22 protein-coding genes and 1 tRNA gene are annotated in these 25,298 nt (G+C 57.7%); 8 read left to right on the top strand and 15 right to left on the bottom strand.

Annotated features, from left to right (window positions below):
- Positions 1-65: 65 nt before the first annotated feature.
- Positions 66-1,130 (bottom strand): class II fructose-bisphosphate aldolase, encoded by a 1,065-nt coding sequence (gene fba / locus JJB09_RS02870; protein WP_201652846.1) that lies wholly within the window; start codon positions 1,128-1,130, stop codon positions 66-68.
- A 494-nt stretch (positions 1,131-1,624) separates the two neighbouring features.
- On the opposite strand from fba, the gene JJB09_RS02875 reads away from it, so the two are divergent.
- The 4 genes from JJB09_RS02875 (at position 1,625) to JJB09_RS02890 (ending at position 5,462) form a co-directional block, all read left to right on the top strand.
- Positions 1,625-2,056 (top strand): MarR family winged helix-turn-helix transcriptional regulator, encoded by a 432-nt coding sequence (locus JJB09_RS02875; RefSeq protein ID WP_343228976.1) that lies wholly within the window; start codon positions 1,625-1,627, stop codon positions 2,054-2,056.
- A 110-nt stretch (positions 2,057-2,166) separates the two neighbouring features.
- Entirely contained in the window at positions 2,167-3,813 is a 1,647-nt protein-coding gene (locus JJB09_RS02880; protein ID WP_201654123.1) for an MFS transporter, read from the top strand.
- A 16-nt stretch (positions 3,814-3,829) separates the two neighbouring features.
- Positions 3,830-4,873, top strand: coding sequence for an HlyD family secretion protein (locus JJB09_RS02885; protein WP_201652849.1), 1,044 nt, complete (start codon positions 3,830-3,832; stop codon positions 4,871-4,873).
- Between the two features lie 193 nt (positions 4,874-5,066).
- The gene (locus tag JJB09_RS02890) at positions 5,067-5,462 is read left to right on the top strand and encodes a DoxX family protein (protein WP_201652852.1); all 396 of its coding nucleotides are present in this window, start codon (positions 5,067-5,069) and stop codon (positions 5,460-5,462) included.
- A gap of 233 nt (positions 5,463-5,695) precedes the next feature.
- On the opposite strand, the gene JJB09_RS02895 is transcribed toward JJB09_RS02890, so the two are convergent.
- Positions 5,696-5,881, bottom strand: a complete 186-nt coding sequence (locus JJB09_RS02895) for a DUF2735 domain-containing protein (RefSeq protein WP_201652855.1) — start codon at positions 5,879-5,881, stop codon at positions 5,696-5,698.
- A 518-nt stretch (positions 5,882-6,399) separates the two neighbouring features.
- On the opposite strand from JJB09_RS02895, the gene JJB09_RS02900 reads away from it, so the two are divergent.
- Positions 6,400-7,434, top strand: coding sequence for a glutamine synthetase beta-grasp domain-containing protein (locus JJB09_RS02900; RefSeq protein WP_201652858.1), 1,035 nt, complete (start codon positions 6,400-6,402; stop codon positions 7,432-7,434).
- 72 nt (positions 7,435-7,506) lie between these two features.
- On the opposite strand, the gene JJB09_RS02905 is transcribed toward JJB09_RS02900, so the two are convergent.
- The 5 genes from JJB09_RS02905 to JJB09_RS02925 form a co-directional block, all read right to left on the bottom strand.
- Entirely contained in the window at positions 7,507-8,421 is a 915-nt protein-coding gene (locus JJB09_RS02905) for a glycoside hydrolase family 26 protein (RefSeq protein ID WP_425523681.1), read from the bottom strand.
- Between the two features lie 76 nt (positions 8,422-8,497).
- Positions 8,498-9,004: a DUF995 domain-containing protein gene (locus JJB09_RS02910; RefSeq protein ID WP_201652864.1), complete on the bottom strand. Its 507-nt coding sequence runs from the start codon at positions 9,002-9,004 to the stop codon at positions 8,498-8,500.
- A 15-nt stretch (positions 9,005-9,019) separates the two neighbouring features.
- Positions 9,020-10,885 (bottom strand): glycosyltransferase family 2 protein, encoded by a 1,866-nt coding sequence (locus tag JJB09_RS02915; RefSeq protein WP_201652867.1) that lies wholly within the window; start codon positions 10,883-10,885, stop codon positions 9,020-9,022.
- A complete protein-coding gene (galE, locus tag JJB09_RS02920; protein WP_201652870.1) occupies positions 10,869-11,861 on the bottom strand; it encodes a UDP-glucose 4-epimerase GalE in 993 nt (330 codons plus the stop codon). The genes JJB09_RS02915 and galE overlap by 17 nt, the downstream gene beginning before the upstream one ends.
- Positions 11,862-11,871: 10 nt before the next feature.
- Positions 11,872-12,900: a UDP-glucuronic acid decarboxylase family protein gene (locus JJB09_RS02925; protein WP_201652873.1), complete on the bottom strand. Its 1,029-nt coding sequence runs from the start codon at positions 12,898-12,900 to the stop codon at positions 11,872-11,874.
- 642 nt (positions 12,901-13,542) lie between these two features.
- Between JJB09_RS02925 and JJB09_RS02930 the strand changes: the two genes are divergently transcribed.
- On the top strand, positions 13,543-13,893 hold the full coding sequence (locus JJB09_RS02930) for a hypothetical protein (RefSeq protein WP_201652876.1): 351 nt from the start codon (positions 13,543-13,545) through the stop codon (positions 13,891-13,893).
- A 151-nt stretch (positions 13,894-14,044) separates the two neighbouring features.
- On the opposite strand, the gene JJB09_RS02935 is transcribed toward JJB09_RS02930, so the two are convergent.
- The 5 genes from JJB09_RS02935 to JJB09_RS02955 all read right to left on the bottom strand — a co-directional run bounded on the left by JJB09_RS02935 (position 14,045) and on the right by JJB09_RS02955 (position 18,392).
- A complete protein-coding gene (locus tag JJB09_RS02935) occupies positions 14,045-15,247 on the bottom strand; it encodes a glycosyl hydrolase (RefSeq protein WP_201652879.1) in 1,203 nt (400 codons plus the stop codon).
- Between the two features lie 204 nt (positions 15,248-15,451).
- Positions 15,452-15,528 (bottom strand) — tRNA-Pro (locus JJB09_RS02940).
- Between the two features lie 160 nt (positions 15,529-15,688).
- The gene (locus JJB09_RS02945; protein ID WP_201652882.1) at positions 15,689-16,354 is read right to left on the bottom strand and encodes a P-loop NTPase family protein; all 666 of its coding nucleotides are present in this window, start codon (positions 16,352-16,354) and stop codon (positions 15,689-15,691) included.
- The gene (locus tag JJB09_RS02950; protein ID WP_201652885.1) at positions 16,351-17,202 is read right to left on the bottom strand and encodes an ABC transporter permease; all 852 of its coding nucleotides are present in this window, start codon (positions 17,200-17,202) and stop codon (positions 16,351-16,353) included. The genes JJB09_RS02945 and JJB09_RS02950 overlap by 4 nt, the downstream gene beginning before the upstream one ends.
- A gap of 56 nt (positions 17,203-17,258) precedes the next feature.
- Complete coding sequence (locus JJB09_RS02955) at positions 17,259-18,392, bottom strand: KpsE/RkpR family capsule polysaccharide export protein (RefSeq protein ID WP_201652888.1); 1,134 nt, start codon at positions 18,390-18,392, stop codon at positions 17,259-17,261.
- Between the two features lie 719 nt (positions 18,393-19,111).
- Here JJB09_RS02955 and JJB09_RS02960 point away from each other — a divergent pair.
- On the top strand, positions 19,112-20,539 hold the full coding sequence (locus JJB09_RS02960; protein ID WP_201652891.1) for a galactosyltransferase-related protein: 1,428 nt from the start codon (positions 19,112-19,114) through the stop codon (positions 20,537-20,539).
- Between the two features lie 82 nt (positions 20,540-20,621).
- Entirely contained in the window at positions 20,622-21,476 is an 855-nt protein-coding gene (locus tag JJB09_RS02965; protein WP_201652894.1) for a hypothetical protein, read from the top strand.
- Between the two features lie 17 nt (positions 21,477-21,493).
- Here the strand turns inward: JJB09_RS02965 and JJB09_RS02970 are convergent, their stop codons facing one another.
- The 3 genes from JJB09_RS02970 to JJB09_RS02980 form a co-directional block, all read right to left on the bottom strand.
- A complete protein-coding gene (locus JJB09_RS02970) occupies positions 21,494-22,327 on the bottom strand; it encodes a sulfotransferase family protein (RefSeq protein WP_201652895.1) in 834 nt (277 codons plus the stop codon).
- 34 nt (positions 22,328-22,361) lie between these two features.
- Positions 22,362-23,345 (bottom strand): glycosyltransferase family 2 protein, encoded by a 984-nt coding sequence (locus tag JJB09_RS02975; protein ID WP_201652898.1) that lies wholly within the window; start codon positions 23,343-23,345, stop codon positions 22,362-22,364.
- Between the two features lie 102 nt (positions 23,346-23,447).
- Entirely contained in the window at positions 23,448-25,223 is a 1,776-nt protein-coding gene (locus tag JJB09_RS02980) for a beta-1,6-N-acetylglucosaminyltransferase (RefSeq protein ID WP_201652901.1), read from the bottom strand.
- Between the last annotated feature and the right edge of the window lie 75 nt (positions 25,224-25,298).

A 25,298-nucleotide genomic window follows, 5' to 3' on the forward strand; every position in this document is an offset into this window, starting at 1 on the left:
CACCTTCTCCCCGTCCTTACGGGGAGAAGGTGGCGGCAGCCGGATGAGGGGCAAGCGAGCCGATGTCAGGAAATCTTCGGCGCCAGGCTGCCGGACTTGTAGCGCTTGGCCATCTCGGTCAGCGAAACGATCTTGATCTTGTCGGCGTTGCCGGCGGTACCGAAGGCTTCGAAGCGCTCGATGCACAGCTTCTTCATCGCCGCCATGGCCGGTGCGAGATACTTGCGCGGATCGAATTCCGACGGGTTTTCTGTCAGAACCTTGCGGATCGCGCCGGTCATCGCCATGCGGTTGTCGGTGTCGATGTTAATCTTGCGCACGCCATGCTTGATGCCGCGCTGGATTTCCTCGACCGGTACGCCCCAGGTCGGCTTCATCTGGCCGCCGAACTTGTTGATGATTTCCTGAAGTTCTACCGGCACCGAGGACGAGCCGTGCATGACCAGATGGGTATCCGGCAGGCGGCGGTGGATTTCCTCGATGACGTTCATGGCCAGCACGTCGCCGTCTGGCTTGCGCGAGAACTTGTAGGCGCCGTGGCTGGTGCCCATGGCGACGGCCAAGGCATCGACCTGGGTGTCGCGGACGAACTGGGCTGCCTGCTCCGGATCGGTCAGCAACTGGTCGTGGCTCAGCACGCCTTCGGCGCCGTGGCCGTCTTCCTGCTCGCCTTCACCGGATTCCAGCGAGCCAAGCACGCCGATTTCGCCTTCGACCGAGACGCCGCCCCAATGGGCCATGTCGACCACCCGGCGGGTGATGCCGGCATTGTAGGCGTAGTCGGCCGGGGTCTTGCCGTCTTCCTTCAGTGAGCCGTCCATCATCACGGAGGTAAAACCGTGCTGCATGGCGGTAGCACAGGTGGCTTCGTTGTTGCCGTGGTCGAGATGCATACAGATCGGAATGTCCGGATGGACTTCGACCAGCGCGTCGATCAGCTTGGCAAGTACCACATCGTTGGCATAGGCGCGGGCACCGCGGCTCGCCTGCAGGATCACCGGTGAACGGGTTGCCGCCGCCGCTTCGAGGATCGACAGACCCTGCTCCATGTTGTTGATGTTGAAAGCCGGAACGCCATAGCTGTATTCAGCAGCGTGGTCCAGCAGCTGTCTTAGGGTAATGCGTGCCACGAAAAATCCTCCTTCGATAGATAGTGCCAGCGACAGTGCGAACTTCAAGGCCTTTTTTCGCGCTCACGACGATTTGAAAAGGCTTTAAACTTCCTAAAAATATTTAGGTCTGGGTCTAGGTGCAGTGCAGGGCAGGGAAAGTCAAGGTTACCTTAGCACCCATTTCGACATTCCGGACCCACGATAAATCCAATCCCATTCCATACTGCCAGAGCCGCCAGTAGTTTAAATCGATTGTATGTAAGGTTCTCTGCATAGACCATCGGGAACCGCAAAATTGAAACGTTTTAAGTCGCCAATGCCGACGAATTAACCAGTCCGCGAAAAAGTCATTTATCCCCAGCCGGCGATGTTGCTTGGGGATGCGGGCGCCCACGAGGCTCAGTGCATGACGGGCCGCTGGATTTGAGTATCTCAAAAAATCGATAGGGGGCTTCCTATTTCGCTTGATGTCAATTATATGATAGCTGCCTAACTATATAGGATCTTATTAAGTGTCAGCCCCGCCGTCGCTATTCGAGGAAATGAACAATGTTACCCGCAAGGCGCGGACATTGTTCGACAATCATGTCAAGGAAAAGGGACTGACCTTGGCGCGGGCCCGGATTCTTCGTCTTCTGGCAAATTCCAATGCCGGGGCCACGCAGCGCACGCTGGCCCATGAACTCGAAATCGAGGGTCCGACGCTGGTGCGTGTGCTCGACAATCTGGAAGCGCAGGGCTGCATCGAGCGCCTCGCAGTCGCGACCGACCGTCGCGCAAAGCAGATCGTGCTGACCGAGGAAGGCATCCGGCAGGCCGCCGAGGTAGAGGGAATCGTCGAGCATTTCCGGGCGGCCATCCAGGGCGACATCGCGCCCGATGATCTGCAGGTTGTGCTCCGGGTCATCGCCCAGATGAACCGGAATCTGGAGTTGCTTCAGTGAGCGGCACGGTCCTCAAGGCCTCGACTGAACCGGAAGACCAGGCGGCAACGCCCGAGGTCGATGAAGCCGCGCATCCGGGCGCGGCTTTGCCCGTTGCTGGCGGGGCGGCCATCGATCAGCCCGTATCCGATGCCGAATCTGTTCCGGAGCCGGCCAAGCCTGCACCTGCCGCAGCGCCGGCGCCCATCCCCCTGTCGCGCTCGGTTGTCTGCATTCTTGCAGCTGTCTTCCTCAGCCTCTCTCAAGGCCTGGGGATGAATTTCATCGCCGCCAACATTCTGCAGATCCAGGGCTCTTTCGGCGCCACCACCAACGAGGCGACATGGTTGCTCGCCGCCTACATGGTGCCCAACGCAAGCCTCTCGCTGATCATGGTCAAGGTGCGCAACCAGTACGGTTTGCGCAGCTTCGCCGAAATCGGCATTCTGGTGTTCGTGGCGATTTCGATTGTCCACCTCTTCGTCGATGACTTCAATACCGCGCTGGTGCTGCGCTTCTTCGCCGGGGCCGCCGCTTCGCCGATGTCTTCGCTCGGCTTCCTCTACATGCTGGAAGCTTTTCCGCTCGCCAGGAAGATGAACTGGGGCCTGTGCGCCTCGCTCGCCAATATAGCCATTGCCGCGCCGCTCGCCCGCATCCTTTCGCCGACGCTGCTCGATATCGGCGGCTGGCACGCGATGTACATGTTCGAAGTCGCGCTGGCCCTGATTGCCTTTGCTTTCGTCTATCTCGTCAAGCTGACGCCGATGCCGCGTGCCAAGGTTATCGGCGTGATGGATATCGTCAGTTATCTCTTCATCGGTGCGGGATTTGGCTGCCTTGCGATCGTGCTGACACTCGGCCGTCTCTACTGGTGGACGGAAGCGCCCTGGCTGGGCGAGTTGCTGGTTGCCTCGATCGTGGCGCTCACCGCCGCGGCCGTCATCGAGCTGAACCGCAAATCGCCGCTGCTCGATATCCGCTGGATCACGTCGCGCGAAATCCTGCATCTCACCGGGGTGCTGCTGATCTTCCGCGTCGCCCTGACCGCCCAGACCTCAGGATCGACCGGTTTTTCTCAGGTTCTCGGCTTGGCTCCCGAGACCGCGCAATGGATGTGGGTTGCCGTGCTCGCCGTGTCGATCATTGCAGGGCTCGGCTGTGCCTTCCTGATGCAGCCGGGTAGGGAGCCCCTGCTGCATATTATTGCGCTGGTGCTGATCGCTGCCGGCTCCTACATGGATGCATTCGCGACCAACCTGACACGGCCCGACCAGATGATCGTGAGCCAGATGCTGATCGCGGCAGGCGGGGCCTTCTTCCTGCCGCCAGCGCTCAGGCTCGGCCTGATGTCGGCGCTGAAGAACGGTCCCAACTACATTCTCAGCTTCATCGTCATCTTCCTGTTTACCCAAAGTCTGGGCGGACTGCTGGGATCAGCGCTGCTCGGCTCGTTCGTGACGTTGCGAGAGAAGTTTCATTCGAGCTATCTCGTGGAACAGCTTCCGTTTACCGACCCGTTGGTCGCAAGCCGCGTGAGCCAGCTCGGCGGCGCCTATGGAAGGGTGCTGACCGACAAGGCGCTGCAGAACGCCGAAGGCGTCCAGCTGCTCGGCCAGCTCGCGACTCGGGAGGCCAACATCCTCGCCTACAACGATCTCTACTATCTGACGTTCATCATCTGTGTCGCCGCGCTCGCGGCACTGCTGATCCACGTTCTGTATGACGCGCTGAAGGCGCGCCTTCAGCCCAACCCCGCGACCGCAGCGCAATCTTGAGTATCAGGTAATTGAAATGTCCAGTTTTGTTCGCCACACAGCAACCGCGCTTGCCATCCTCGTTGGTATCGCCGGCGTCGCCCTCGTTCTCTATGCCTGGCAGCTGCCGCCCTTTCACGGCACGGTCGAGACGACCGAGAATGCCTATGTGAAGGGGCAACTGACGATCGTCGCTCCGCAGCTCGCCGGCTACATCGCCGACGTGCCGGTCAAGGATTATGACAAGGTCAGCAAGGGTGACGTGCTTGTCAGGATCGATGACCGCATCTATCGCCAGAAAGTCAAGCAGGCCGAAGCAACGCTCCACTCGAACAAGGCGCAGGTCGCGGCGCTCGAACAAAAGCGCATGTCCGGTCGGGCACGCCTGAATGCGGCCAAGGCGGGCGTCGAAGGTGCGGCAACGACATTGAAAACGGCGCAAGCCAATTTCGACCGCAACCAGTCACTCGCCCAGCGCGGCATCGTCGCCACGAGCTCCTTCGAGCAGGCTGCCAGCACCCTGGAGCAGGCACGTGCATCGCTGGCGCAAGCCCAGGCGAATGTTGAGGTCGCCGAGCAGGATCTCGCTTCGATCGAGGTTTCGCGCCAGAGCCACGAGGCGGCCGTCGATGGTGCCGAGGCCGCCCTGCAGCTGGCCGAGATCGATCTGAGCAACACCACCATCGTCGCACCTGCGGATGGACGTCTTGGCGAGGTCGGTGCCCGCGTCGGCGCCTATGTCACCGCTGGCACGCAGTTGATGGCGGTCGTGCCGGAAAAGATCTGGGTTGCGGCCAACTTCAAGGAAACCCAGCTTGCCGGCATGAAAGTCGGCCAGAAGGTCACCTTCACGGTCGATGCGCTGAACCACGAGAGGTTCACGGGAAGGATCGAAAGCTTCTCGCCAGCTGCCGGCAGCGAATTCTCGGTGCTGAAGGCCGACAATGCCACCGGCAATTTCACCAAGATCGCCCAGCGCTTGCCGGTCCGCATTGCTATCGACCCGGGCCAGACCGTCGCCGAGCGCTTGGCTCCAGGCATGTCAGTGATCGTTCAGATCGACACTGCAGCGAAGGGGTAGCGTTTTTTGCCCGTGTCGAAGGGCGGCCTGGGGGTCGGTTCAGCCAACCACTTTCGTCCTTCATGCCCTGCTGGTTAAAATATGACTGCAAAAGGAAGCTTTCACGCAATCGTGATGTCGGGTTGAACTGACAGGCCTGCGACATTCTGCCATAGGATTCGCATCCTAACACCACCTGACCCATGGAGAAGTCATGAACGTTTTCGACCGGTTGAGCCCTTACTCGCCGCACATCCTCAGCATCGTCCGGATCGTTGCCGGCCTGATCTTTCTGGCGCATGGCACTGCCAAGCTCCTCGGGTTCCCCGCTTCGGATATGAATCCTCCGGCCGGTAGCTTGCCGTGGATTGCCGGCGTCATCGAACTGGTCTTCGGCGCGCTGATCGCAATCGGCCTCTTCACCCGTCCGGCCGCCTTCGTTGCTTCCGGCATGTGCGCGTTTGCCTATTTCATCGCGCACGCGCCGCAGAACTTCTTCCCGGTTCTGAATGGTGGCGACGCCGCGATCCTTTATTGCTTCTTCTTCCTCTACCTCGTCTTCGCAGGCGCAGGTCCGCTCAGCCTCGACGCCACGCGCGGCAAGGCCTGAACGAGAATTGGCGGGGCGCGTCCGCGCGCCTCGCCGCACAGAATGCGGTGATCATCTTTGAATGATTGTACCGGAAAGTTTGGTGTGATGAGCGCCAAGGCCTTGAGCATCGCCCTCGGGAATCCGGTGCGCCAATGGCGAGGCAATGTAGCGCCTCACATCGACTGGCCGAAATCAGGCCCTTTGAAATTCAATCAACATCAGCCTGACAAGCCAGTCTCGGCAGCGACCGCTCACTGCGGACGCTTTGGGTCGGACTCCTTGATGGCTTCCTCGTGATACCAGGCGCTTTCATAAATGACCGGCTCGATCGGAGCCGTCGGGCCTTTTTCGGCAGCCTTGCCAAGCGCCAGCGTGGCTCGTCCGCCAACGGGAAATTGGTAGATCGTTGCGGAGGGCCTGTTTACACCTGTAGTCATTCCGACCTCACTCCCTCTCCCGTGGGAACTGGATTGCACATTCCGATCATAGCACAGGCACATTAGAAATGCGTGACCTGACTAAAAAAAATCCATTCTGGCTAAAAAATGTGCAGCATGGACGCTTTTCCTGGTCCGTCGGTCGAGCAGTCGCAATCGGCAGGAAAGATTGTTCTCCGGCGGGAAATCGCTGATATCCTGAAATTGGTGTGAAACGAGGCACTTAACCTCCTGTTTGCCCTGATGTCTGAAGTGTACTTTTCGGTACGCTCAGGCTTTAGGCAAGCGGCTCGCAAGGTGCTGGAAAACCAGAAAAATCAGGAAGCGGGTGCGGCAGCCTGTCGCATATTTTCATGCTGCGCTGCGAAGTGATTCCTGTGGATGGAATGCCGCAAGGCCCCGACTTGGCACGGCTCCTGCATATCAGGATGCAAGCCGCCTCGTTGGACCTCGGTTCGACAGGGTGGCGTCCTGGGATCTTTTTCCTGCCTCGCACTGTAACTTATCAGAGGTTCGCAATGACCAAATACAAGCTCGAGTACATTTGGCTCGATGGATATGCCCCGGCGCCTAATCTCCGCGGGAAAACCCAGATCAAGGAATTCGCATCCTTCCCGACGCTCGAGCAACTGCCGCTCTGGGGCTTCGATGGCTCTTCGACCAAGCAGGCCGAAGGCCGCAGCTCGGATTGCGTGCTCAAGCCCGTCGCCATCTATACGGATCCGGCCCGCACCAACGGCGTGCTTGTCATGTGCGAAGTGATGATGCCCGATGGCGTCACGCCGCATGTTTCCAACACCCGCGCCACCGTACTCGATGATGAAGGCACCTGGTTCGGCTTCGAGCAGGAGTACTTCTTCTACAAGAACGGCCGGCCGCTCGGTTTCCCCGAGCAGGGCTTTCCCGCTCCGCAGGGCCCATACTACACCGGCGTCGGTTATGCCGCTGTCGGCGATATTGCCCGCCAGATCGTGGAAGAGCATCTCGACCTTTGCCTCGCTGCCGGCATCAACCATGAAGGCATCAATGCCGAAGTGGCCAAGGGCCAGTGGGAATTCCAGATTTTCGGCAAGGGTTCCAAGAAGGCCGCCGACGAAATCTGGATGGCGCGCTACCTCCTGCAGCGCCTGACCGAGAAATACGGCATCGACATCGAGTACCATTGCAAGCCGCTCGGCGACACCGACTGGAACGGTTCGGGCATGCATGCCAACTTCTCGACCAAGTTCATGCGCGAAGTCGGCGGCAAGGCCTATTTCGAAGCGCTGATGGCTCAGTTCGAAAAGAACCTGATGGATCACATCGCCGTCTACGGCCCGGACAATCACCTGCGTCTGACCGGCAAGCATGAAACTGCACCCTGGAACAAGTTCTCCTGGGGCGTGGCCGACCGTGGCGCTTCGATCCGCGTTCCGCATTCCTTCGTCAAGAACGACTACAAGGGGTACCTGGAAGACCGCCGCCCGAATTCCCAGGGCGACCCATACCAGATCGCATCGCAGATCCTGAAGACGATCTCGGAAGTGCCGACCGCCGTGTCGGTTGCCGCCTGATCTCAGCGGATCTGATCAATGCCAGAGGGCGGGAACCCCGGGGTTCCCGCCCTCTTTTTGTTTGTTGCCGGTTCAGTTGGTGGTCGTATCGTCCCGCACGCGCCAGTTCGGCTTGCCGAGGTCGAATGGCCAGGGATGAACGTCGCGGTCGTTGAAATAGACGACTTCCTTGAGCGCGGGGAACTTGTCGTTCTTCGCGGTGGCCGCTTCCATCCATGACTGAAGGTAGTCGCTGCAGCCCTCATATCCCAGTTCGGCCACCCAGATCGGCTTGCCGTAGTGCGAGACGCGCTTGTAGCCGGGTTCCAGTGCTTCAGCGAAGGTTTTCGGCCCGCCATATGCCTTGTCGTCATAGGCTTCGAGACCAAATACCGACAGACCGACGATGTCGACATAACTGTCGCCGGGATAGTACTTCTCCAGACCATCAAGCCCCTTCGGGGACCACATGACCTGTACGCTCGGCGTGTCGGCGCGGAACTGGTCCACGACCCGCTTGTAGGCGGTGATGTAGTCCTGCGCCGGCCAGTCCGACCAAGAGAAGCGGCCGGTCTTGTCTTCCATTTCCTGGCCCCAGCGAATGATAACGGGGCTCTTCATCGTCTTGATGATCGCCGAGATCGCCTTGATGTTGGCGTCGTAGTCGCCGGCCAGCACCTTGCGGCGTAACTGGTCGGAGCTCAGCCGCCAGTCCTCGTTCCATGACCATGGCTCTATGCTGATCAGCAGCTTGCGGTTTCGTTCGTGGGCGTAGTTGTCTGCCACCTGCAGGGTTCCGAGCTCGACATCCTCCCATGGCAGGAACAGCGCTTCGGTGGCGACGTCCTTCTGGGCGCTGAAGTCGCCGTGCGGATCGTAGGCGCCGAACTTGGTCGCATTGGTGTGAACGACCGGGCGTTTGTCGCCGTCAGGCAGCCGTTTGCAGGTCTTCTGCTCCGCCTGCGCCGGCCATGCCGCGGTGCCCGCGATGAAACCGGAAATCGGCATCACGAACAGGGCTCCAGCTGCTGCTGCTGTCGTAAATCTATGTCTCATGGCACCCTCCTTTGGGGTTGCCGAATGCTCAGAAGCTCTCCTTGAGCTTAGCGACATTCGGCGAGATTGTGTCTTCCCTCACGAGTTTCTTGTACTCATCCGTCGGCTGCGGCTTGTATGTCTTGAAGACGTACCATTGTCCCGCCGGCTCGCGCCGCTGGTAAATGGTTCCGCGGTCGCGGACATGTGCGAAACATGTTCTGTTTGGTGCCTGATCCTGCTTGGTAGCCCAGACGGCGACGAGGCACAGGCGTCCTTTGTCGCTGATCTGCCAGTGGCCTTCAGCGACGGTCGGCGTACCATCTTTTTCGGACCACGCTATGAAGCGTCGATCCTTGTTGATGAAGCGTCCGCCGCCTGCGTCCCACTGCCACGTCCTGTCGCCATAGAGCTTCTTCAACTCCATCGCGGTCATCGGCACTGTGTTGCGCGGAAGGATCCTGCTGGGTTGGGCGATGGCGAGCGGCGGAAGGGTCGCGGCCGTTATGCCCACGGCGGTGACGACCAGCATGCATGCCTTAGCAAACTTGTTCATTCCCGTTTCCTTCTGTCAATGTAGACCATGCCATTTGATCTTGAAGTGGGTGAGCTTGACACGTGAACCGCCCTGTCCAGCGCCGGCAACGGCAAAGCGCGTTTCGGTGAAAGTGACGACATCCTGGCCATGAGCGACAGCCTCGAGCCCGGACAGGCCGCGTGCATAAACTGCGGTTCCGGTGAGGCTGAGACAGAGCGCCATTGTTGCTGCCGCGTATCCACCGGCATTCGCCCGAGAAAAGTAAGACAGCCCGTTTTCGCTGGCGTGCTTGATGATGATCACGGCCAGAACCGCGAAATAGACGGCAGAGTTGAGGATTGCGAACAGGTAATAGCCCTGGGCTGATCCGGGATCGGAGACCAGCAGTGCCGCCGCGGCGGAGGTCCCCGAAAGCACGATGTAGGGCGCCAGGACTCGGATGGGCGGAAAGGCGCTCACCTTGTTTCCCTTCGGCGTGATGCGGAAATCCACGAACGAGCCGGCCAGCACGTCCCGGACAGCAAACAACGAACCGAAGAACGACCACGGCCAGCGGGCCAGTAGAAAGACCGTTGCTTCCCAGCCGAGGATTTTGGCATCGTGCGGCCGGAACGTGCCGGTCGAGCGCCAGTAGAAGGCAAGGGCGACGAGCACCAGCGACAAGGGTACGATGTGGACCAGAAAGTCCGGATATTCGATGTTGACGAAGTTGCGACCGGTCGTCAGCGCAATGATCGGCAGCAGGAACATCAGCGCCATAAACGTCGAAAACAGTGGATACCAGAGCTGGGAGAAGATGAACTGGAACCGCAGCTTGCCGCTGAGACGGGGAATGTAATCCCCGGAATAGCGCAGCAGGATCATGACCAGGCTTCGCGACCACTGAAACTCCTGCACAGCGAGGTCGGCGAATGTGCCGGGACCTTCGCCGTGCGCGATTGCGGCGACCGCATGCACGCCCTTCCATCCACCGGCATTCATGATCAGCGTGGTGGAATGGTCTTCGGCGAGTTCCGGTCCCAGTCCGCCGACCGCCTTCAGGGCTGCAGTGCGGACAGCATAGTGTGAACCGATGCAGAGCGGCGCCCAGCCGTTGTTGTAGCCGATCTGCAGGCAACCGTGCATGCTGGCTTCCGCCTGCAGCCTGCCACGCGCCGACCAGCTTTCATCGGCATTGGAATCGCAGATGCTGGGGGCCGAAACATAGCCGACTTCGGAATCGGCGAATGGGCGCATGATTTCCCTGAGATAGGTGATCTCGGGTACATGGTCGGCATCGAACTGCGCAACGAAGTCGTAGCGCTCGTAGCCATAATGATCGTAGAAATAGGCGAGATTGCCTTCCTTGCAACGTGTGCGGCGTGGCCAGGCCTTGCGGTGATAGTCCTCGACACCCTGGCGGGAGGAGATATAGACGCCGTTGCGCTGGCACCAAGCGATGGTTTGAGCATCCGGCGCCTCGTCGGCGAGCCAGACGTCGAAATCGTAATCGATCTGATCCAGCATGGCGCCAAGCGTCTTGCGGACGATATGGAACGGCTCGGACGGCGCCTTGGTGACAACCATGGCGATACGTCCGGGCACGATCTGGTGGGCCACTGGCTTTGGTGCCGTGCTGCCCGAAAACATGTAGATGAAATAGCCGGGCAACAGGGTTATCCAGGCCATGATGGCGCTCAGGACCACGTACCAGACGATCCCCTCTGCGTGGCCCGGCTGGAACCACCAGACCCAGAACCAGGCCAGCGCGCCCAGCCAGCAGCCGACGCCCGCCATATAAGCGAGCCGTCTGCTGCCGCAAAACACCGGGACGAGGCTGGCTCCAACCTCGACCTCGCCCGGCAAGGGCCTTGACGGCACGGCGCCGCTCAGGGGTGGGTTGTCATGCCACGAGTTCATGGGCGACCTCCAGCCCGAAAGTCGGGGCGGCGGTCCTGATGATCGTCTCGAGATCCGAGAACCGCGGCATGAATTTCAATTCGGACGTCGCTGTATGCACATCGGAATAAAGGGCAGGTGGGTCGCCCGCCCGGCGCGGTTCGCACTGCACCGGCACGCGGCGATGCGTCAGCCGCTCGATCGTGTCGATGATCTGCTTGACCGAGGCGCCTTGGCCGGAGCCAAGATTTGCGACCATGTTCTTGCCTCCGTCGAGCAGGTGTTCCACTGCCGAAACATGGGCTTGGGCCAGATCCATGACATGGATGTAGTCACGGATGCAGGTGCCGTCGGGGGTCTCATAGTCGTCGCCGAAAACCTTGAGCATATCGATGCGGCCTGCGGCAGCCATCAGCGCCCGAGGAATGAGATGGGTTTCCGGGTCGTGCTTTTCCCGCAGTTCGCCGTCTAGATCGGCGCCGGCAGCGTTGAAATAGCGGAGCGCGACATAGCGCATCCTGTAGGCATCGACATAGTCCTGCAACATCATCTCGCCGATCAGCTTGGTGCGCCCGTATGGATTGATCGGCGCTAGCGGACTGTCTTCGGTGATGGGAAGTTTCGAAGGAATGCCATAGGTGGCGCAGCTGCTCGAGAACACGACATTGCGGAGATTTGTATCCACGCAGGTGTCCAGAAGCGCCAGACTACCGGCGACGTTGTTGTTGTAGTACTTGCGGGGATCCACCGTGGATTCGCCGACATAGGCCGATGCCGCAAAGTGAATGACGCACTGCGGCTGCCAGCGCTTTATCGCATGGCGAAGCTGGTCGCGGTCGCGAATGTCTCCATGGACCAGCGGCCCCCACCGGACATTGTCTTCATGGCCGGTGGCGAGATTGTCGTAGACGACGGGCATGTAGCCCGCCTTGTAGAGCTGTTTGCAGGTGTGGCTGCCGATATAGCCGGCGCCACCGGTGACGAGAATATTGTCCATGTGACCGCCCTCAGTTCCCGGTCGCCGCGCGGCTCAACGCGCTGCCGAAGTAGGCTGCAGTCGCCGAAAGCCCCGTTTCGATGTCGATTGAAGGGCGCCAATCGAGCATGGCAGCGGCGCGGCTGATATCAGGCCGGCGTTGCTGGGGGTCGTCCACGGCCGGTGGCATATGCACGATTTCGGACTTGGAACCGGTCAACCGGATGATCCTCTCGGCGAGGTCGATCATCGTCAATTCCGTAGGGTTGCCCAGATTGATCGGCCCCGTCACGTCGGGTGCCGTCGACAGGAACTTCAGGAAGCCGCCGATCAGGTCGTCGACATAACAGAAGGAACGCGTCTGAAGGCCCGTTCCGTAGATCGTGATGGGTGCATTGCTGAGCGCCTGGACCATGAAGTTGGACACGACCCGTCCATCATCCAGCCGCATGCGCGGACCGTATGTGTTAAAGATCCTTGCGACCTTTATCTTGACGCCGTAGAGGCGCGCATAGTCGAAATAGAGCGTTTCAGCGCAACGCTTGCCTTCGTCGTAACAGGCGCGGGGACCAGTGGTGCTGACATTGCCGAGATAGTCTTCCTTCTGCGGCGAGATCAGGGGGTCGCCATAGACCTCGGAGGTCGATGCCTGAATAATGATTGCATTGCGTCGGCGCGCCAGATCCAGAAGGTTCTTCGTGCCCATGATGTTTGTCATCAATGTGCCGATCGGGTCGGCCTGATAGGCCGGCGGCGAAGCGGGGCTGGCAAAATTGTAGATCGCATCAACCTTCTGATGCAACGGATTACGAATGTCGTGTTTGCGGAATGTGAAGCCTTCCAGGTCGAGAAGGTGCCGGACATTGTCAATTCTGCCGGTCGAGAGATTGTCGATGCAGATAACTTCGTGGCCCAGTTCCAACAATCTCTCACAAAGATGTGAACCGAGGAAACCGGCGCCGCCGGCGACAAGTACTTTTAGTGGCTTATCAATATTTACTTTGGGAAAATCAATGACATTTCCAATTTTACTGGAATTAACGCTGCCTGTATTCGTCATGAATACGCCTCCTACATGGATACACTAACCAAAGTCTTGACTGCGCATTCTCAAATATGAACACATGAACTCATGGCAATACTTTTCCACTCTCAAAACATGGTCTGAGTGAGCGGTCTGGCATTTGCGTGAAAAATAAACTTGAAATGGTCAGGCAGGTAAATCGGCCCGATTAAGTAGTTATAGTTACCTATACATTAAATTCACTATGCAGTATAAATCTGAGGCTGTCAAAGCGGTAAATCATTTTTAACCTTTTGATATAAAAGATTCTTTAGTGGCAGGTAAAAATCAACAAAAAATTGCATTCATACATTACTGAAGATTGCAAAGTATTACTTGCTTTGAGCAACAGCCAGTTGCACGTTGGTGAAGCTTCGGTGATATTCTGTTTCAAATTAGTGCGAAATTGGGAATAAAATTCGTCGTTAGTATCAAAATATTGCGCTTTCCGGGCACTTATGTTTACACGCAAAGCCTTGCCGTACGGATTTGGAGCAACAATGAGACTCTTTTTGTGAACAGGCGACATGCTCACCTCCGAAGGATCTCTAATGAAGCCCTTGTTAATGAATGGCTAGGATAATATGAGCGGTAATCGGGCGGCCAATCCTGATGTTGACTGCTTTTATGAGGATCGTGATGCATTCGTTTAAAACCGCCGCGGCAGAGTGCTGCACGTATTCCTTCGATATTGGGCGTGGAGTGAAGGTTGCAGCGGCGATCGGGCTTGTCGCTGTGCTGGCATCCTGCTCCTTGCAGCCGGAAGCCAAGGCTGGTTCCCCTGTTGTGGGTGCAAACTCATTGAACAACAAGGTTGCGACCGTGGGGCGCATGCAGACCACCCAGACGCAACTCGCTACGGCCGAAACCGACAATGTTGACGTGGACCTGCAACAGAGCGCGTCTGTGGTCGGCTATTACGGCAAGGGGCCATACATCTGTTCACCGAGTGGGTTCGGTCACAGGTCGCAATGCGTACCGAGAATGTAGGTAAACAGGATTGCGGCTGTTGCTGAACAATCCCATGCATTGTCTGTAAAAGCCTGGCTTAGCCGGGCTTTTTTGTCGGGAACTGCAAATCTGCCGAGCATGCAATCCTTTTACATGCCACATCGCCGGCAAGAGCAGGTTCCAGTCAGTTCTAAATGGCCAGGTCGACAAAAGTGTTGCCAACGGCCGTCATATGCCCGTTGCTGTCAAGCAGTTCGGTATTGACGTTCCAGCCATCACCGCCTTCATAGGCTCCAAACCAGGCATGCCGCTTGACGAAACTGAGGTCATCAAGCATTTGCGTGGCGGCTTCGGCAAACTTTGCAGCCTCCCTTGCCGAATAGCGGTCCGGATTTTCCCAGTCAATCAGCGCCCATTCGGTCACCCAGATCGGTTTGTGATACTCTTTGTAGACGTCGCGCAGAAAGTTCTTGAAGTCGCCGAGGTTGCCGTCATCCGAATAGTAGTGAACGGTGACGAAATCGACATCGTATCCCCTAGCCTCCGCCTTGCTCATGAACTTGCCAAGCCACGACGTCGCGCCCAGCGTCTCGTCCTGGGTCGTTGCCGGGGAGCCAAGCAACTTGCCGGTCGCCATCAGCTTGGGCCAGAGCTTCAGAGCCTCGGCGACCGTCATGTCGGATTGGCTGTGGTTGTCCGGTTCGTTGAAGCCGAGCAGGTAGTTCGACGATGAATTTTTGGCGCTACGCAGGTCTGCCCTGTTTACGTCATCGGCACCCCAGATCATCGGGACAAAACTGTCGTCAGCGGCAAGCCTGCCCGTGGCGGTCGGCGACCAGAGGGGCGATGGCTGCCAGTTGTAGTACCAGCCAAAATTGAACCTGCCGAGATCTTCCTGGGCGGTGCCGTTGGCATCGAAATCCCATGTGCCGATGCCGATCTTGCCGGATTGTTCGATCAGGCCGGCGCTGCGGGCGGGATTGTGCATCTTTGCCGCCGCAAAGGCGGGCGCGTCCATCGGGATGCCGTCATCGGGCTTGTGATGGCTGGTCCGGTCGTGGCGAGCGGCGTGATGATCTTCCGGCGCGCGTAAGCTTTGGTGTGTGGCGGTCACCAGGTCGAGGAGGTCGGTGTCGTGCTGTCCGCCGTCGATGCTGGCAGACAGATGCGCGCCCTGTCGGTCGCCGCCATACGGGGAGAGGGCGCCTCGGTCATCGTGAAAGCCATGCGTCGCGGATAGTGCGTCGGACCGCATGTTGAAGACAAATTCGTCTTGGAAAATCCTGGTAGCGCCCGGACGATGTAAGTCGAGTGCCCAAGCCCAAGACTGCGCGTTCCAGCCATCGGCATTGCCTGACCATTCACCCGGCCATTTTTCGCGACGTTGAGACACGCGCTTTCTCCACCCAACATGTTGGTTTGTTGCCGGAGCATGGCAGGGGAGAATTTATGTCTGCGAAAAGTAATGGTTAGAAATTTAGTGAAGTGTGAATTTCGGTAATACGAGGCGCACGACCGCGCATTGGCCATCGACAGGCGGCGCCAGCGTGCGCTGTACGTCTACTCTGAAATGTTGGGGGGTATCGGGATTTAAGCTTGGTCGGAGTGAGATGATTCGAACATCCGACCCCCTCGTCCCGAACGAGGTGCGCTACCAGGCTGCGCTACACTCCGAACTCAAGCGAGGGTGATATAGACCAGCTTCTTTAATTCCACAAGCCAAAACTCGAAAAAAATATCTGTCTTTGTCGACGTGCTGTAAGTCGTTGAAAAAAAGCGATTAATGCGCTGAATTCGTCCGCCCCTCAGTCAGAAACGCAAGAGTGCAGGCGGGTCAGGCGAAGATCCGGTTGACCTTGTTGAACACGGAGACGGCCTCGGCCATATCTTCATAGAAGGTCAGTTTGCCGTTATTGAGCACGCCTGCTTCCTGGCAGTATTTGGTGATTATTTCGGGCTTGGAGGAGGCGATCAGGAATTTGACTCTGTCGCGGTTCTCTTCCAGATGCTGCACGCAGCGTCGACGAAACGCGGAATCGCCGCCTTCCATACCTTCGTCCACCAGGATCCGGTCGAAGCCCATGGAAAACAACGCGCTGATCGAGAGACGCGAGCGCATCTCGAAATTATATTGCCGCATCGGTTGGTCCAGATAACGCCCAAGTTCGGAAAACTGCTGCACGAATTCATAGGCTTCGTCGAAGTTGCGACCATAGACATCCGTCAGAAACCGGAGGTTCTGCTTGCCGGTCAGCTTGTTGGAAATGTTGCCTTTGAACGTGTAGGGCCAGGATATGCCGCCGTTGCGGAAGATCCGACCCTCGCTGGGTGATATGTTGCCGGAAGCCAGATTGATGAAAGTCGTTTTCCCCTGGCCTTCCGGAACCAAAATGCCGCTACTTACCTCGTCGGCAAACGTGCGATTGATATTTCTTAGCACCCAGCTGATTTCGCCTTTGCGGTTGCGATAGGCTTTTCCGGTGTTCTCGAAGGTAATCAAATTTCGTCCTCGTCGTCGTCGTCGGCCTTGGAGCGGATGATTTCGTTTCGGAACAGTCGTTCAATCGACAGCGAAAACAGGAAAACCACTGTTGTGAAGCCAAGCAAATATTCCGGGTCGTAGACCGAGAGATAGTCGAGGTAGGAGTGCGACCTGAGCGCCTCGACGCAATGCAGGAAAGGATTCCATATGATGATGTTGAGGATTTCAGGTGGCATCTGTGCCGGCACGAACAAGATGCCCGAGGTGATCACGAGCGGCATCGACATCATCTTCCAGATGCTGCGCCAGATGGGGACGAGCGCCCCGACCGTGGCGTTGAACATGGCCATGGCGATGCAGAAGTAGAATATCAGCAGCAAGGAGATGACGAAGCCCTGGAAGTCGGTGATGACCTCCTGACCCATGATACGGCTGACGGCTGTGAAGAAGCACGCCAGGATAAGGACCCAGATTGTGAACTCCACGGTGGTCCGGGCAATCACCACATCCGGTGGCTTGACGGCGCCGAAATCGAAGAGCGCACTGTTTGACATTATGGCCCTGCCGCCTTTGTTGATGATGTTGCGCGTTGCGCGCAGCGCCACGATCCCGGTGAGCAGGAACAGAATCGAACTTTCGCCGAACGCCGGATTGACATTCTTGATGTAGATACGGGCAAACAGCAGAAGACTGATCAGGATCGCCGGCTCCACCAGCGTCCAGACATAAGAGAATGGACTCGACCCAAAGCGCATCGCCGCTTCGCGGAAAATCAGCGCAACGATGACTCTGAGGTTCGTTGCAGCACCCCGCAGGGCGTCGCTGCCGGCCGACATGCGCCGCATGTCGTTTTCGGTCGTCGCCATTATATCTCCTGTCGGCAGTTTCCGCGCGCTGGTTTCAGCATCTATGTGCGTTCATCTTAGATCGCGTGGTCGCGGAACGAGCGGTAGAGGAACTGGCTAAGCATCCACACGGCCAGGAAAACCAGCAACGCGATAAACGTATCGAGAAGGCGCATCGGATAAAGCGCGATTTCCGGCCGGGTCGGTGCGATGAAGGTCGCAAAGTAGCGTTCCTGCTTCTGCGCCTCCGCCAGTGCGGTTTCGAATGCGGCTAGCGCGGTCGTGTAGGCCTGGGTCGCAAAGCCCTGCTCGACAGTCAGTTCCTCGAACTTGTTGAGGATTTCGGCAACATTTCTGTCGTCTCCGGGCTTGGCGTGTTTGGCGTCGACCGTTGGGTCTCCAAGCTTGTCTTTCTGGGAGGCGAGCGCCTCTTCGGCTGCGGTGATCTGCTTATGCAGCATCCGGGCGGACGGAGAGTCTGCCGAAACACTCTGCAGCAGGGCGCTGCGGCGGGTTTTTAGGTTCTGCAGTTGATTTTCGAGCGATTGGGTAAGCTGCGTTTCAGTCGCGCTGATCGTGCTGATGTCGATCGTCTTTTCCTTCGTCCGCAGCTCACGGATGCCTTCCCGGACTTTCCGCAGCCGGTCCTCGGCGCGATCGACCTGCTTGGATGCCATGATCGTCATCTGCTGGCGGTTCTTCTCCGAAAGGTCGTTGACGAGCTTTTCAGAGACCTTGAGCACCGCATCGGCGATGGCTTTGGTGTCGTCAGCGGAGAAAGCGTAGATGTAGAGCGTAGTATTGCCGGTCGTAGAGTTGAAGCTAACCTCTGTCATGTCACGCCAGTATTCCGTGAACTTTTCGAGAGGCATGTTCGGTTCTATCCGGTAGAGCCAGTCAACATTGTCCCGCGAGTAATACTTGCGCAAGTCGATACCGAGTTGGCTTTGAACGTCGCGAATAAGCTGCAGAGATTGAACATAGCTCGCGACAATGTAGGAATCGCCAGATTGCACGGAGCTTCCAAACAGACCAGAGAGGCCAAAGCTCGACATGGACGACTGGCTGGAGCCCCGGACGGAGAATTGCGTCTCGACCTGATATTGGGGGCTGGCGATGAAGGTGTAATAAAACCCGCAGATTGCAGCCGGGATCAACACCATCAGCAGAAACGATACGGCGGTCCAGGACAGCCGATTCGTGATTTTCATCGGAGCTAGCGGTGCGATAGCGGCTGCAGCTTCGGCTGCCTCTGCTTCCGCACGCTGCTTTTTGCGACGTAGCCCTCGGCCCCGCCCAACCGGAGTTTCTTCCTGAGGCGCCTCGGTCTCTTGCGCCCGTTTGCGGTTTTGAAATGCACGCACGCTCAGCGCTTCTGCTGTGGAATCCGTCTCTGCGGAGTTCTTGCGCTCCAACCGCCGGCGCAAACGTTCTTCACGTCGTTCGTCCTTGGTTCCCGGGAATTTGATTGGCTCGTTGACTTCAGGTTCGCCGGTGCGAGTTGTTTCCAAAACAGTCATATTAAAATCCAGTTGACGCTATCGAGTCGGAACGGGTGAAGATCGGGTAGAAGGTCGAAAATACTGCGGCGGATACGAGTTTCTATGGTGCCCCGCAATGTTTCATTCTTCCCTCCCGGTCGGATTACGTCCGGAACCGATTGTTGGTCACCGATCCAGCTACTGCCGCACGATGCCCGGAACCGCGGTGCAATCTATTATATTTCCATTGTGCCAACAATATGGTTTAGAACACGTTGATTTAACGCAATTTAACAATCGGCCCGCTTGCGTGACAGCCTCTGATTTATAGTTTTGGAATGGTGACGGCATTGGCGCGGTGTTGCATTGGCCCTCGCATGCGTGGCATGGAAACCTCGTAGCGGAAGCCGCTACGATCAACTCTGAACAGGAACCGCTACCCGTATTCCATGGAAAAGATTTCCCTGATCATCCCGCTTAGACTGACTGCGGGTACCTTCGAGGGCGAAGCGCGGCTTCGACGAATCTGTGCGACGGTTCCTCGCGACCTCTATGAGATCGTCATCTCCGACTATGGCACGGACGAGGCGTTTGCAGGTCCGCTTTGTGGTTTGGAAGCCGAAGGGATCCGGGTGGTGCGCCACCCTTCGCCAGCAGCCATTTTTTCGATCGGCCAGAGCCGGGACTACGGCGTCCAGATGGCGCGCGGACGCGTCGTGATGTTCAACGACATCGACTTTTCTGGTACCGTCGAGATGTATCGCCAGATCCATGCGGAGGTCGAGCGTCGCGACATCGCGACCAATCTGTTCGATTTCTTTTGCGTGCCGGTGCTGTTTCTGACGGAGGAGGGGACCGGTCGCTGGAGGTCGAGGCTTTCGACAGGCCAGCTATTTCTTGACGCCGTCACCCTCGAAAGCTTGGAACGAGATGACCCCGGTATCCAGTTCACGGCTTTCGGCAGCTCGGCCATGGTGGTCAACAGGCATCACTACCTGTCTTTGGGGGGGCACGACACGCGGTTTTCCGGGCACGGGGGCGAGGACTACGATCTCTTGCATCGGCTGTCCGCGCTTGCACCGAAAGGTCCGCGTCCCAACGACTATTTACGGGACTACAGGGACAATGGCGTCCGCAGCTACTGGGGTTTTCGACCGTTTTTTGCCCTTTATGGCCTCGATGCCTTCATCCGCGGCCTCTATCTCGTTCATCTCTGGCATCCGCGGAGGCCTGAAAAAGGATACTTCCGGCCGCGTTCCAACTTCCGCCATCTGCGCAAACTGATGGCGGGCTTTGAGAAGCGCGGTACGATGCCGCTGCCGCTGGCTGATTTGCAGGCAAAGGATAAATGGATCGTTCTGGTTCGCAACCGCCGTGATCTGGAGACGGTGCGACAATTGTTGCCGCTGGCCCGCGAATACGAGGTGGTCAAGTGCCGCGCAATTCCGGATGCACGTGAACTGGCCAATCTGGCGAAGAGAGGGCGCGCCTCCGCTATCCTCATTTGCCCTGAGGTGGGCGGAACCATGTCGGAACGGCAAGTAGAAGGGGCAGACGTTTTCCGGTTTGGAAAGGCGGCGGGCGAGGACCGGATCCAGGTGAGTGTTGCAGGGCGCTCCGAGCCGGCCCGGGCTGGCCATTTTACGATACGATCGACGCGTGCCGTGAGTTTATTCCGCTACTGGCGGCAGCTCGATTTGGGTTCGCTGGGCAGCGTTGACAGCGGGCGAATTCCGTCTCCGGAGGCATTGGATTCTGTGATCTTCTCTTCCTTCGGCGGCGCTTCGCTCCTCGATCGCAAACTCCATCCTCGCCCCGTTCCGAAGAAGAAATCTTCTCTTTGGGTGCGCTTCAAGCGCACCCTTACGGGATACTGATCGCCTCTGGATGTTGCTTAGAGCCGCCACCCATATTAGAGCCAATTCAACGATCGAAACGACTGCTTTGAAAGGGATTCGGATGCCAAGGACGGTTTTGCATATTGGCGCGCACAAGACAGCCACGACCTATATGCAGAAGAAACTCGCCGTCAATGTTGATGCGCTTGCCGCGCGAGGTATCCGCTACGACCCGCTGGACAGCTTCCGCAAGAACGTCAGCTGCTACCTGCAGGATAAAGACCGGGCAAACGCCAAGTTCATCGCGGAGCTCAAGTCGGATATCAAGACACAGGATGTGCTGATCTCGGAGGAGAATATCCCGGGCATGCCGAGCGACCTGGTTAAATCCGGCGTCTATTACGCTGGCGCCAAGGGACGGATGCGCAAGTTCGCCAAATTGCTCGATATCGACACGCCCGAGATTTTTGTTGGACTTCGCGAGTACTCGTCCCTGATCGTTTCGATGTATAGCGAGTATCTACGGCACCGCGAATTCTTTCACTTTTCCGAGTACCACGCGCTGTACAAGAAGTCGAAGTTCACCTGGATGGGGTTGATTTCGGATGTTGTCGAAGTTTTTCCGAACGCGCGGATTTGCGTTTGGGATTTTTCGAAATTCCGCACCATTGAGCCAGAGGTCTTCAAGGCAATGCTGGGGCAGGACGCGAGTTTTCTGGTGGCTCCCGAAGGACCGGTCCGTGAATCTTTCTCCGAAAAGGCCCTGCAGGTATTTGAGACGTTAAGTGAGATTCTGACCCATCACGAACTGAAGGGCCTGATAGGGCCGATTTCGCGCGCTTTGCCGAAAGGCGATACTTACAAGGCTTTCAGTCCGTTGCCCGCAGACGTGATCGCGGAAATGAAGGTGGCGTATGAGCGCGATCTCAGGGCTATAGCCGCCCGCTTTCCGCAAATCGAGTTCATCGGCGGCTGAGCCATGGGCCGTTGCGCTTAACCGGTCTTTTCGTAGAACTCCAATCCGAACGTGTCGATCAGATACTGTTTCTGAGGCTCCATCAAGGCTGCGAGTCGTTCAGAAACCCAATCCGGTACGGCCACCGGCTTCGTCTGGTGCACGGTCTCGGTCAATTGCTTGTAGTTGTCGTAGGCTGGAGCGCCTATGAAAGTCTCGATAGTGCGGATCATCCCTGCCGGATCTGTCTTTATCAACGAAAAAGGGAGCACGAGAAGCTGCTCCGGGGCGAGGAGGCGCTGCCAGCGGGGAATGAACTCGCTGTAGTTTCCACGGTCAGTCTTTTTTATCCGCCTGATCAGTTGCTGCCATGCCGGATCGTCTAGCGCTTCACCCGATCGGAGCGCTTCCATCTTTATCTGCGACAGCGCGCGGGCAAGCGGCTCCCGGACGATCAGGACGAATTTGGCGTCGGGCAGCAGGGACTTGGCATAGGCGATCTTGTCTTCTGGCAATGTCAGATAAGCGGGCGTGATTTCGCCACTGACGCGGCCGGTGGCATCAGGATGAGAGAACATCTTTCGGTACCATTGCTCCGTGCCGACATCCTGGCCCACCAGATTTCGCAGGAACCGGGCCTCGTCCGCACCTTCCGATCCCTTGATTCCGCCGTTCTTTTCGAGACGCTGGGCTCGCTTGAGAATGTGTTCTCTGCGCTTTTCCTTGGCGCTCTCTGCTTCACCCATTCGGTCGAAGAAATGAACTTCCTTGAGCGGGGGCAACCATATTCCGGGATTTTGAGACAAAATCTCATACAGCCAAGTTGTCCCCGCCTTTTGGGCGCCAATGCAAATGAAGCTGGGAAGTGACATGACTGAGGATCCTTTCTTGATAATACCTGGAATACTAAATCCAGTCGCCTGATGAAATAATTCCGGTTTTCAGAAGGTCGGCCGAAGAGTCGTAGCGTGTACTGACTCCCTCGTGATACAGCGTCTTGTTCTCCGCAACGGTGTTGGCGATTTCCGTGCCATATATGCGGACCATCGCTTCATTCGTCATGCTCGGTTTCCTGGCAGCGATCTGAGGAAACCTGAAAACAGCCGCCGCAACGACTGCGCCTTTCAAGTCCAAAAGGCGCATCAGCTTGTGCGGCCTGAGCACCCTGCCGCGGTCGTGGAAACAATAGTTCCAGCGCCACCACACGCCCACCACTCGATTGAGATTTGGTGACGAAGCTGGGTCCGGCTTGTGGGAAAGGCGAAGTGCCAGGCCGCCTTTGACCGAGGCGACCCCATCGCCAAGATCCTTATGATAGTAGCCGTCTTTGTCGAAGTAGCAGCAATGCTCGAAAGGGTTTTGCGTTTGCGCGTTATCGTCAGTGGCCCTATCCGAATCGAGGGCGTAGGCATCGAGGCGGGTTCCGAACAGCGAAACCCTTTTCTCGTTCTTGAGAAAATCGGCCAGTTCACCGATCTTTCGTTCCTCGGCAAAAGGACATACGACATATTCGCCGGGGTCGGCGAGCAAGCAGAAATTCTGTGTCGCAAAGCGCCTGAGAATCACATTGCGCCACTCGTAGCCATCGCCTGCACGCTTGAGGCCACCCGCTGCGGAGAAAACCGAGACATCGTCTCTGGTTGCGAAGATCTTGGAGCATTCTTGCTCCGCACCATGGTCGATGAAGAGAAAGTGGCTGACACCAATACTGCGATAGTAGTCGCAGAAATGCAGGACCTGCTCATCCCACGTGTTGTCGCAGGCCAGCAGCAAAACGTCCCCGCGTCTGATGTTGGCGGTATTGTCGATGCGCGTCCGCATCCAGAGGCGGTAATAGACGTACTTCCAGAAGCCGACATACTGCCAGAAAATCAGATTGAGAACTTTCATGGCATCAATCCGCGTTTGTGAGTGACTCTTTCCGGCAACGAGGTTTCGCTGCTCCGTGTCGATAGCAACGGCAGGTCTTCCGGCACGGGATTGATGTCTGATCTATTCATGCCGGATTCCTGAACTCTCCGGCTGTCGAGGACGCAGCTTGAGGTCGGGGATGATCTTCCAGGGCGTTGATCCGTTTTCGGGCAGGTTGAGATTGCTTCGCCATTCTATCGGCAGAGCGCCGGGCGCGTCGCCCAATTCTGCCGGCATGGCCGCCGAGGCGATATCATACAAGGTAAGGATTGCCGCCGCGGAATTTCCATGTGAGCCGGCCAGATCCGCCTCGAGATCGGCACGCCTGATCGGTGTTCGTTCCGACTGCAGAATGGTGTCCAGCATGTTCCTGATCTCGACATCGGTGTCGATAGGGCCATCGAGCTGATCGAAGTCCGTGTTGAGGGATTGCCGATCATCCGGAGCTCGTTCCGGCGTTTTGGAGCCGCAAAGCAGCCAGTACAGGTCCCGCCATGTCGTATCGGGAAATCTGGGCGCCACGGCAAATACCGCTGCCTTTGGCGACCGGAGGAAATGCGCTTCTATTTCGGGATGGTCGCCCGGCGACATCGCAAAGACCGGGATGCCCGCGCAGCGCAGGAAGATCCGGCGCAGGTAGTTGGCCGGATAGCTGTCGCGGATTGCCGCTTCGCAGGGCCTCAAGCCATGAAAGTCTTTGATATTGTTTCCGAAGTTGACAACGCCAGGCTGGAAAATCCGTCCGAGCACGGTGTAGCCCGCCAGACCTCTGATCTGGTCGGTCACCGCTTCTGTAACGGATGGCGGACCGTAGAGGACGACAAAGCTGCGGTCATATTCGAGCAGGCTCTCGGGCAGATCTTCTTTGCCATTGTTGGCAAACAGGCGGCTGTAGCCTGGCTCCAACACGGATTTCCGGGCCGCGATCTCGCGCCGCGGAAGCCGCCATTTGACGGGCGGTTCAAGGAGTGGCGATGCAGGATTTGAGGTCTGAAGAGCCCGCCGGGACAGCTCCACACGCAATGTCTTGGCGTTGGGGTCGATCTTCCGCGCGAAGAAACGCGGTATGCTGTCCAGCAGCGGCATATGCCTGTCGGAAAACACCAGTGGCAGCCCCCCTTCATTGAACTGGTAGAAGGTGAGGCTGTGCCCAGTCACATTTCCCGGGGGCACGAAATGGTACACCAAAGTCTGGAAAACCAGCTCGTCCGCTATCCATGTCGTTTTGAAGAATTTGTAGATGCCGGGGTTTCTATCGAGAAAGTCCAACATCCTGGCGCACAGCGACCAGGTCAGTGTCCACCATTGTGAGCCGAATCTCGGCACGAGACCTGGCGGCAGCTTGCGTTTCAGGCGGAGAGTCTTCTGTGTCACGTACAGGCTTTTGAACAGCGCGGGATGGTTGCGCTGGTTGCAGATGTGGTGGTACCGGTAACGGTCCTCACGCATTCCGCCGCTGACCCAGCTTGAATCGTACGCCTCGATGAATTCCCGGTCCGGATGACTGTCAAGGAAGGCCGACAGTTCGGCGAGTGGCCTGATTGGCATGCACACACCGCTGACCAGCATGACGCGGTCGCTATCGATCTGCTTGTCCCGGATCAATCGCAGTGCCCGCAGGGTTGCCTCGACGAGACTGAAATCGCCCCAGCCGCATTTGATTCGCTCGCGGACAAGATGCACACGGTTGGATCCGGCGAACTGTTCCTTCAGCTTTGAGAATTCTGCAGCCGGCGACTTTAGGTCGTAATGAATGACGGCATGAGCATGCGCGTCGAAGCCTGTCAGAAGTCGCGCCAGATCGCTGACAAGTTCGGCGTTTTCATGCGCAAGAATGATGAAGGTGATTTTTGCCATGAGCTCTTGGGGCTGATGAAAATCAGGCGGGAGATATACAGTGGAGGGGAAGGATGACAACGCGCCATGGGCACA

It is taken from the genome of Phytoamicus setariae (genome assembly GCF_016722925.1).
Taxonomy (GTDB): domain Bacteria; phylum Pseudomonadota; class Alphaproteobacteria; order Rhizobiales; family Rhizobiaceae; genus Rhizobium_E; species Rhizobium_E setariae.

Coding starts and splice junctions, on each gene's coding strand:
- JJB09_RS02885 (WP_201652849.1), top strand. CDS start 3,830: ATGTCCAGTTTTGTTCGCCACACAGCAACCGCGCTTGCCATCCTCGTT.
- JJB09_RS02890 (WP_201652852.1), top strand. CDS start 5,067: ATGAACGTTTTCGACCGGTTGAGCCCTTACTCGCCGCACATCCTCAGC.
- JJB09_RS02895 (WP_201652855.1), bottom strand. CDS start 5,881: ATGACTACAGGTGTAAACAGGCCCTCCGCAACGATCTACCAATTTCCC.
- JJB09_RS02900 (WP_201652858.1), top strand. CDS start 6,400: ATGACCAAATACAAGCTCGAGTACATTTGGCTCGATGGATATGCCCCG.
- JJB09_RS02905 (WP_425523681.1), bottom strand. CDS start 8,421: ATGCCGATTTCCGGTTTCATCGCGGGCACCGCGGCATGGCCGGCGCAG.
- JJB09_RS02910 (WP_201652864.1), bottom strand. CDS start 9,004: ATGAACAAGTTTGCTAAGGCATGCATGCTGGTCGTCACCGCCGTGGGC.
- JJB09_RS02915 (WP_201652867.1), bottom strand. CDS start 10,885: ATGAACTCGTGGCATGACAACCCACCCCTGAGCGGCGCCGTGCCGTCA.
- galE (WP_201652870.1), bottom strand. CDS start 11,861: ATGGACAATATTCTCGTCACCGGTGGCGCCGGCTATATCGGCAGCCAC.
- JJB09_RS02925 (WP_201652873.1), bottom strand. CDS start 12,900: ATGACGAATACAGGCAGCGTTAATTCCAGTAAAATTGGAAATGTCATT.
- JJB09_RS02930 (WP_201652876.1), top strand. CDS start 13,543: ATGCATTCGTTTAAAACCGCCGCGGCAGAGTGCTGCACGTATTCCTTC.
- JJB09_RS02950 (WP_201652885.1), bottom strand. CDS start 17,202: ATGGCGACGACCGAAAACGACATGCGGCGCATGTCGGCCGGCAGCGAC.
- JJB09_RS02955 (WP_201652888.1), bottom strand. CDS start 18,392: ATGAAAATCACGAATCGGCTGTCCTGGACCGCCGTATCGTTTCTGCTG.
- JJB09_RS02960 (WP_201652891.1), top strand. CDS start 19,112: ATGGAAAAGATTTCCCTGATCATCCCGCTTAGACTGACTGCGGGTACC.
- JJB09_RS02965 (WP_201652894.1), top strand. CDS start 20,622: ATGCCAAGGACGGTTTTGCATATTGGCGCGCACAAGACAGCCACGACC.
- JJB09_RS02970 (WP_201652895.1), bottom strand. CDS start 22,327: ATGTCACTTCCCAGCTTCATTTGCATTGGCGCCCAAAAGGCGGGGACA.
- JJB09_RS02975 (WP_201652898.1), bottom strand. CDS start 23,345: ATGAAAGTTCTCAATCTGATTTTCTGGCAGTATGTCGGCTTCTGGAAG.
- JJB09_RS02980 (WP_201652901.1), bottom strand. CDS start 25,223: ATGGCAAAAATCACCTTCATCATTCTTGCGCATGAAAACGCCGAACTT.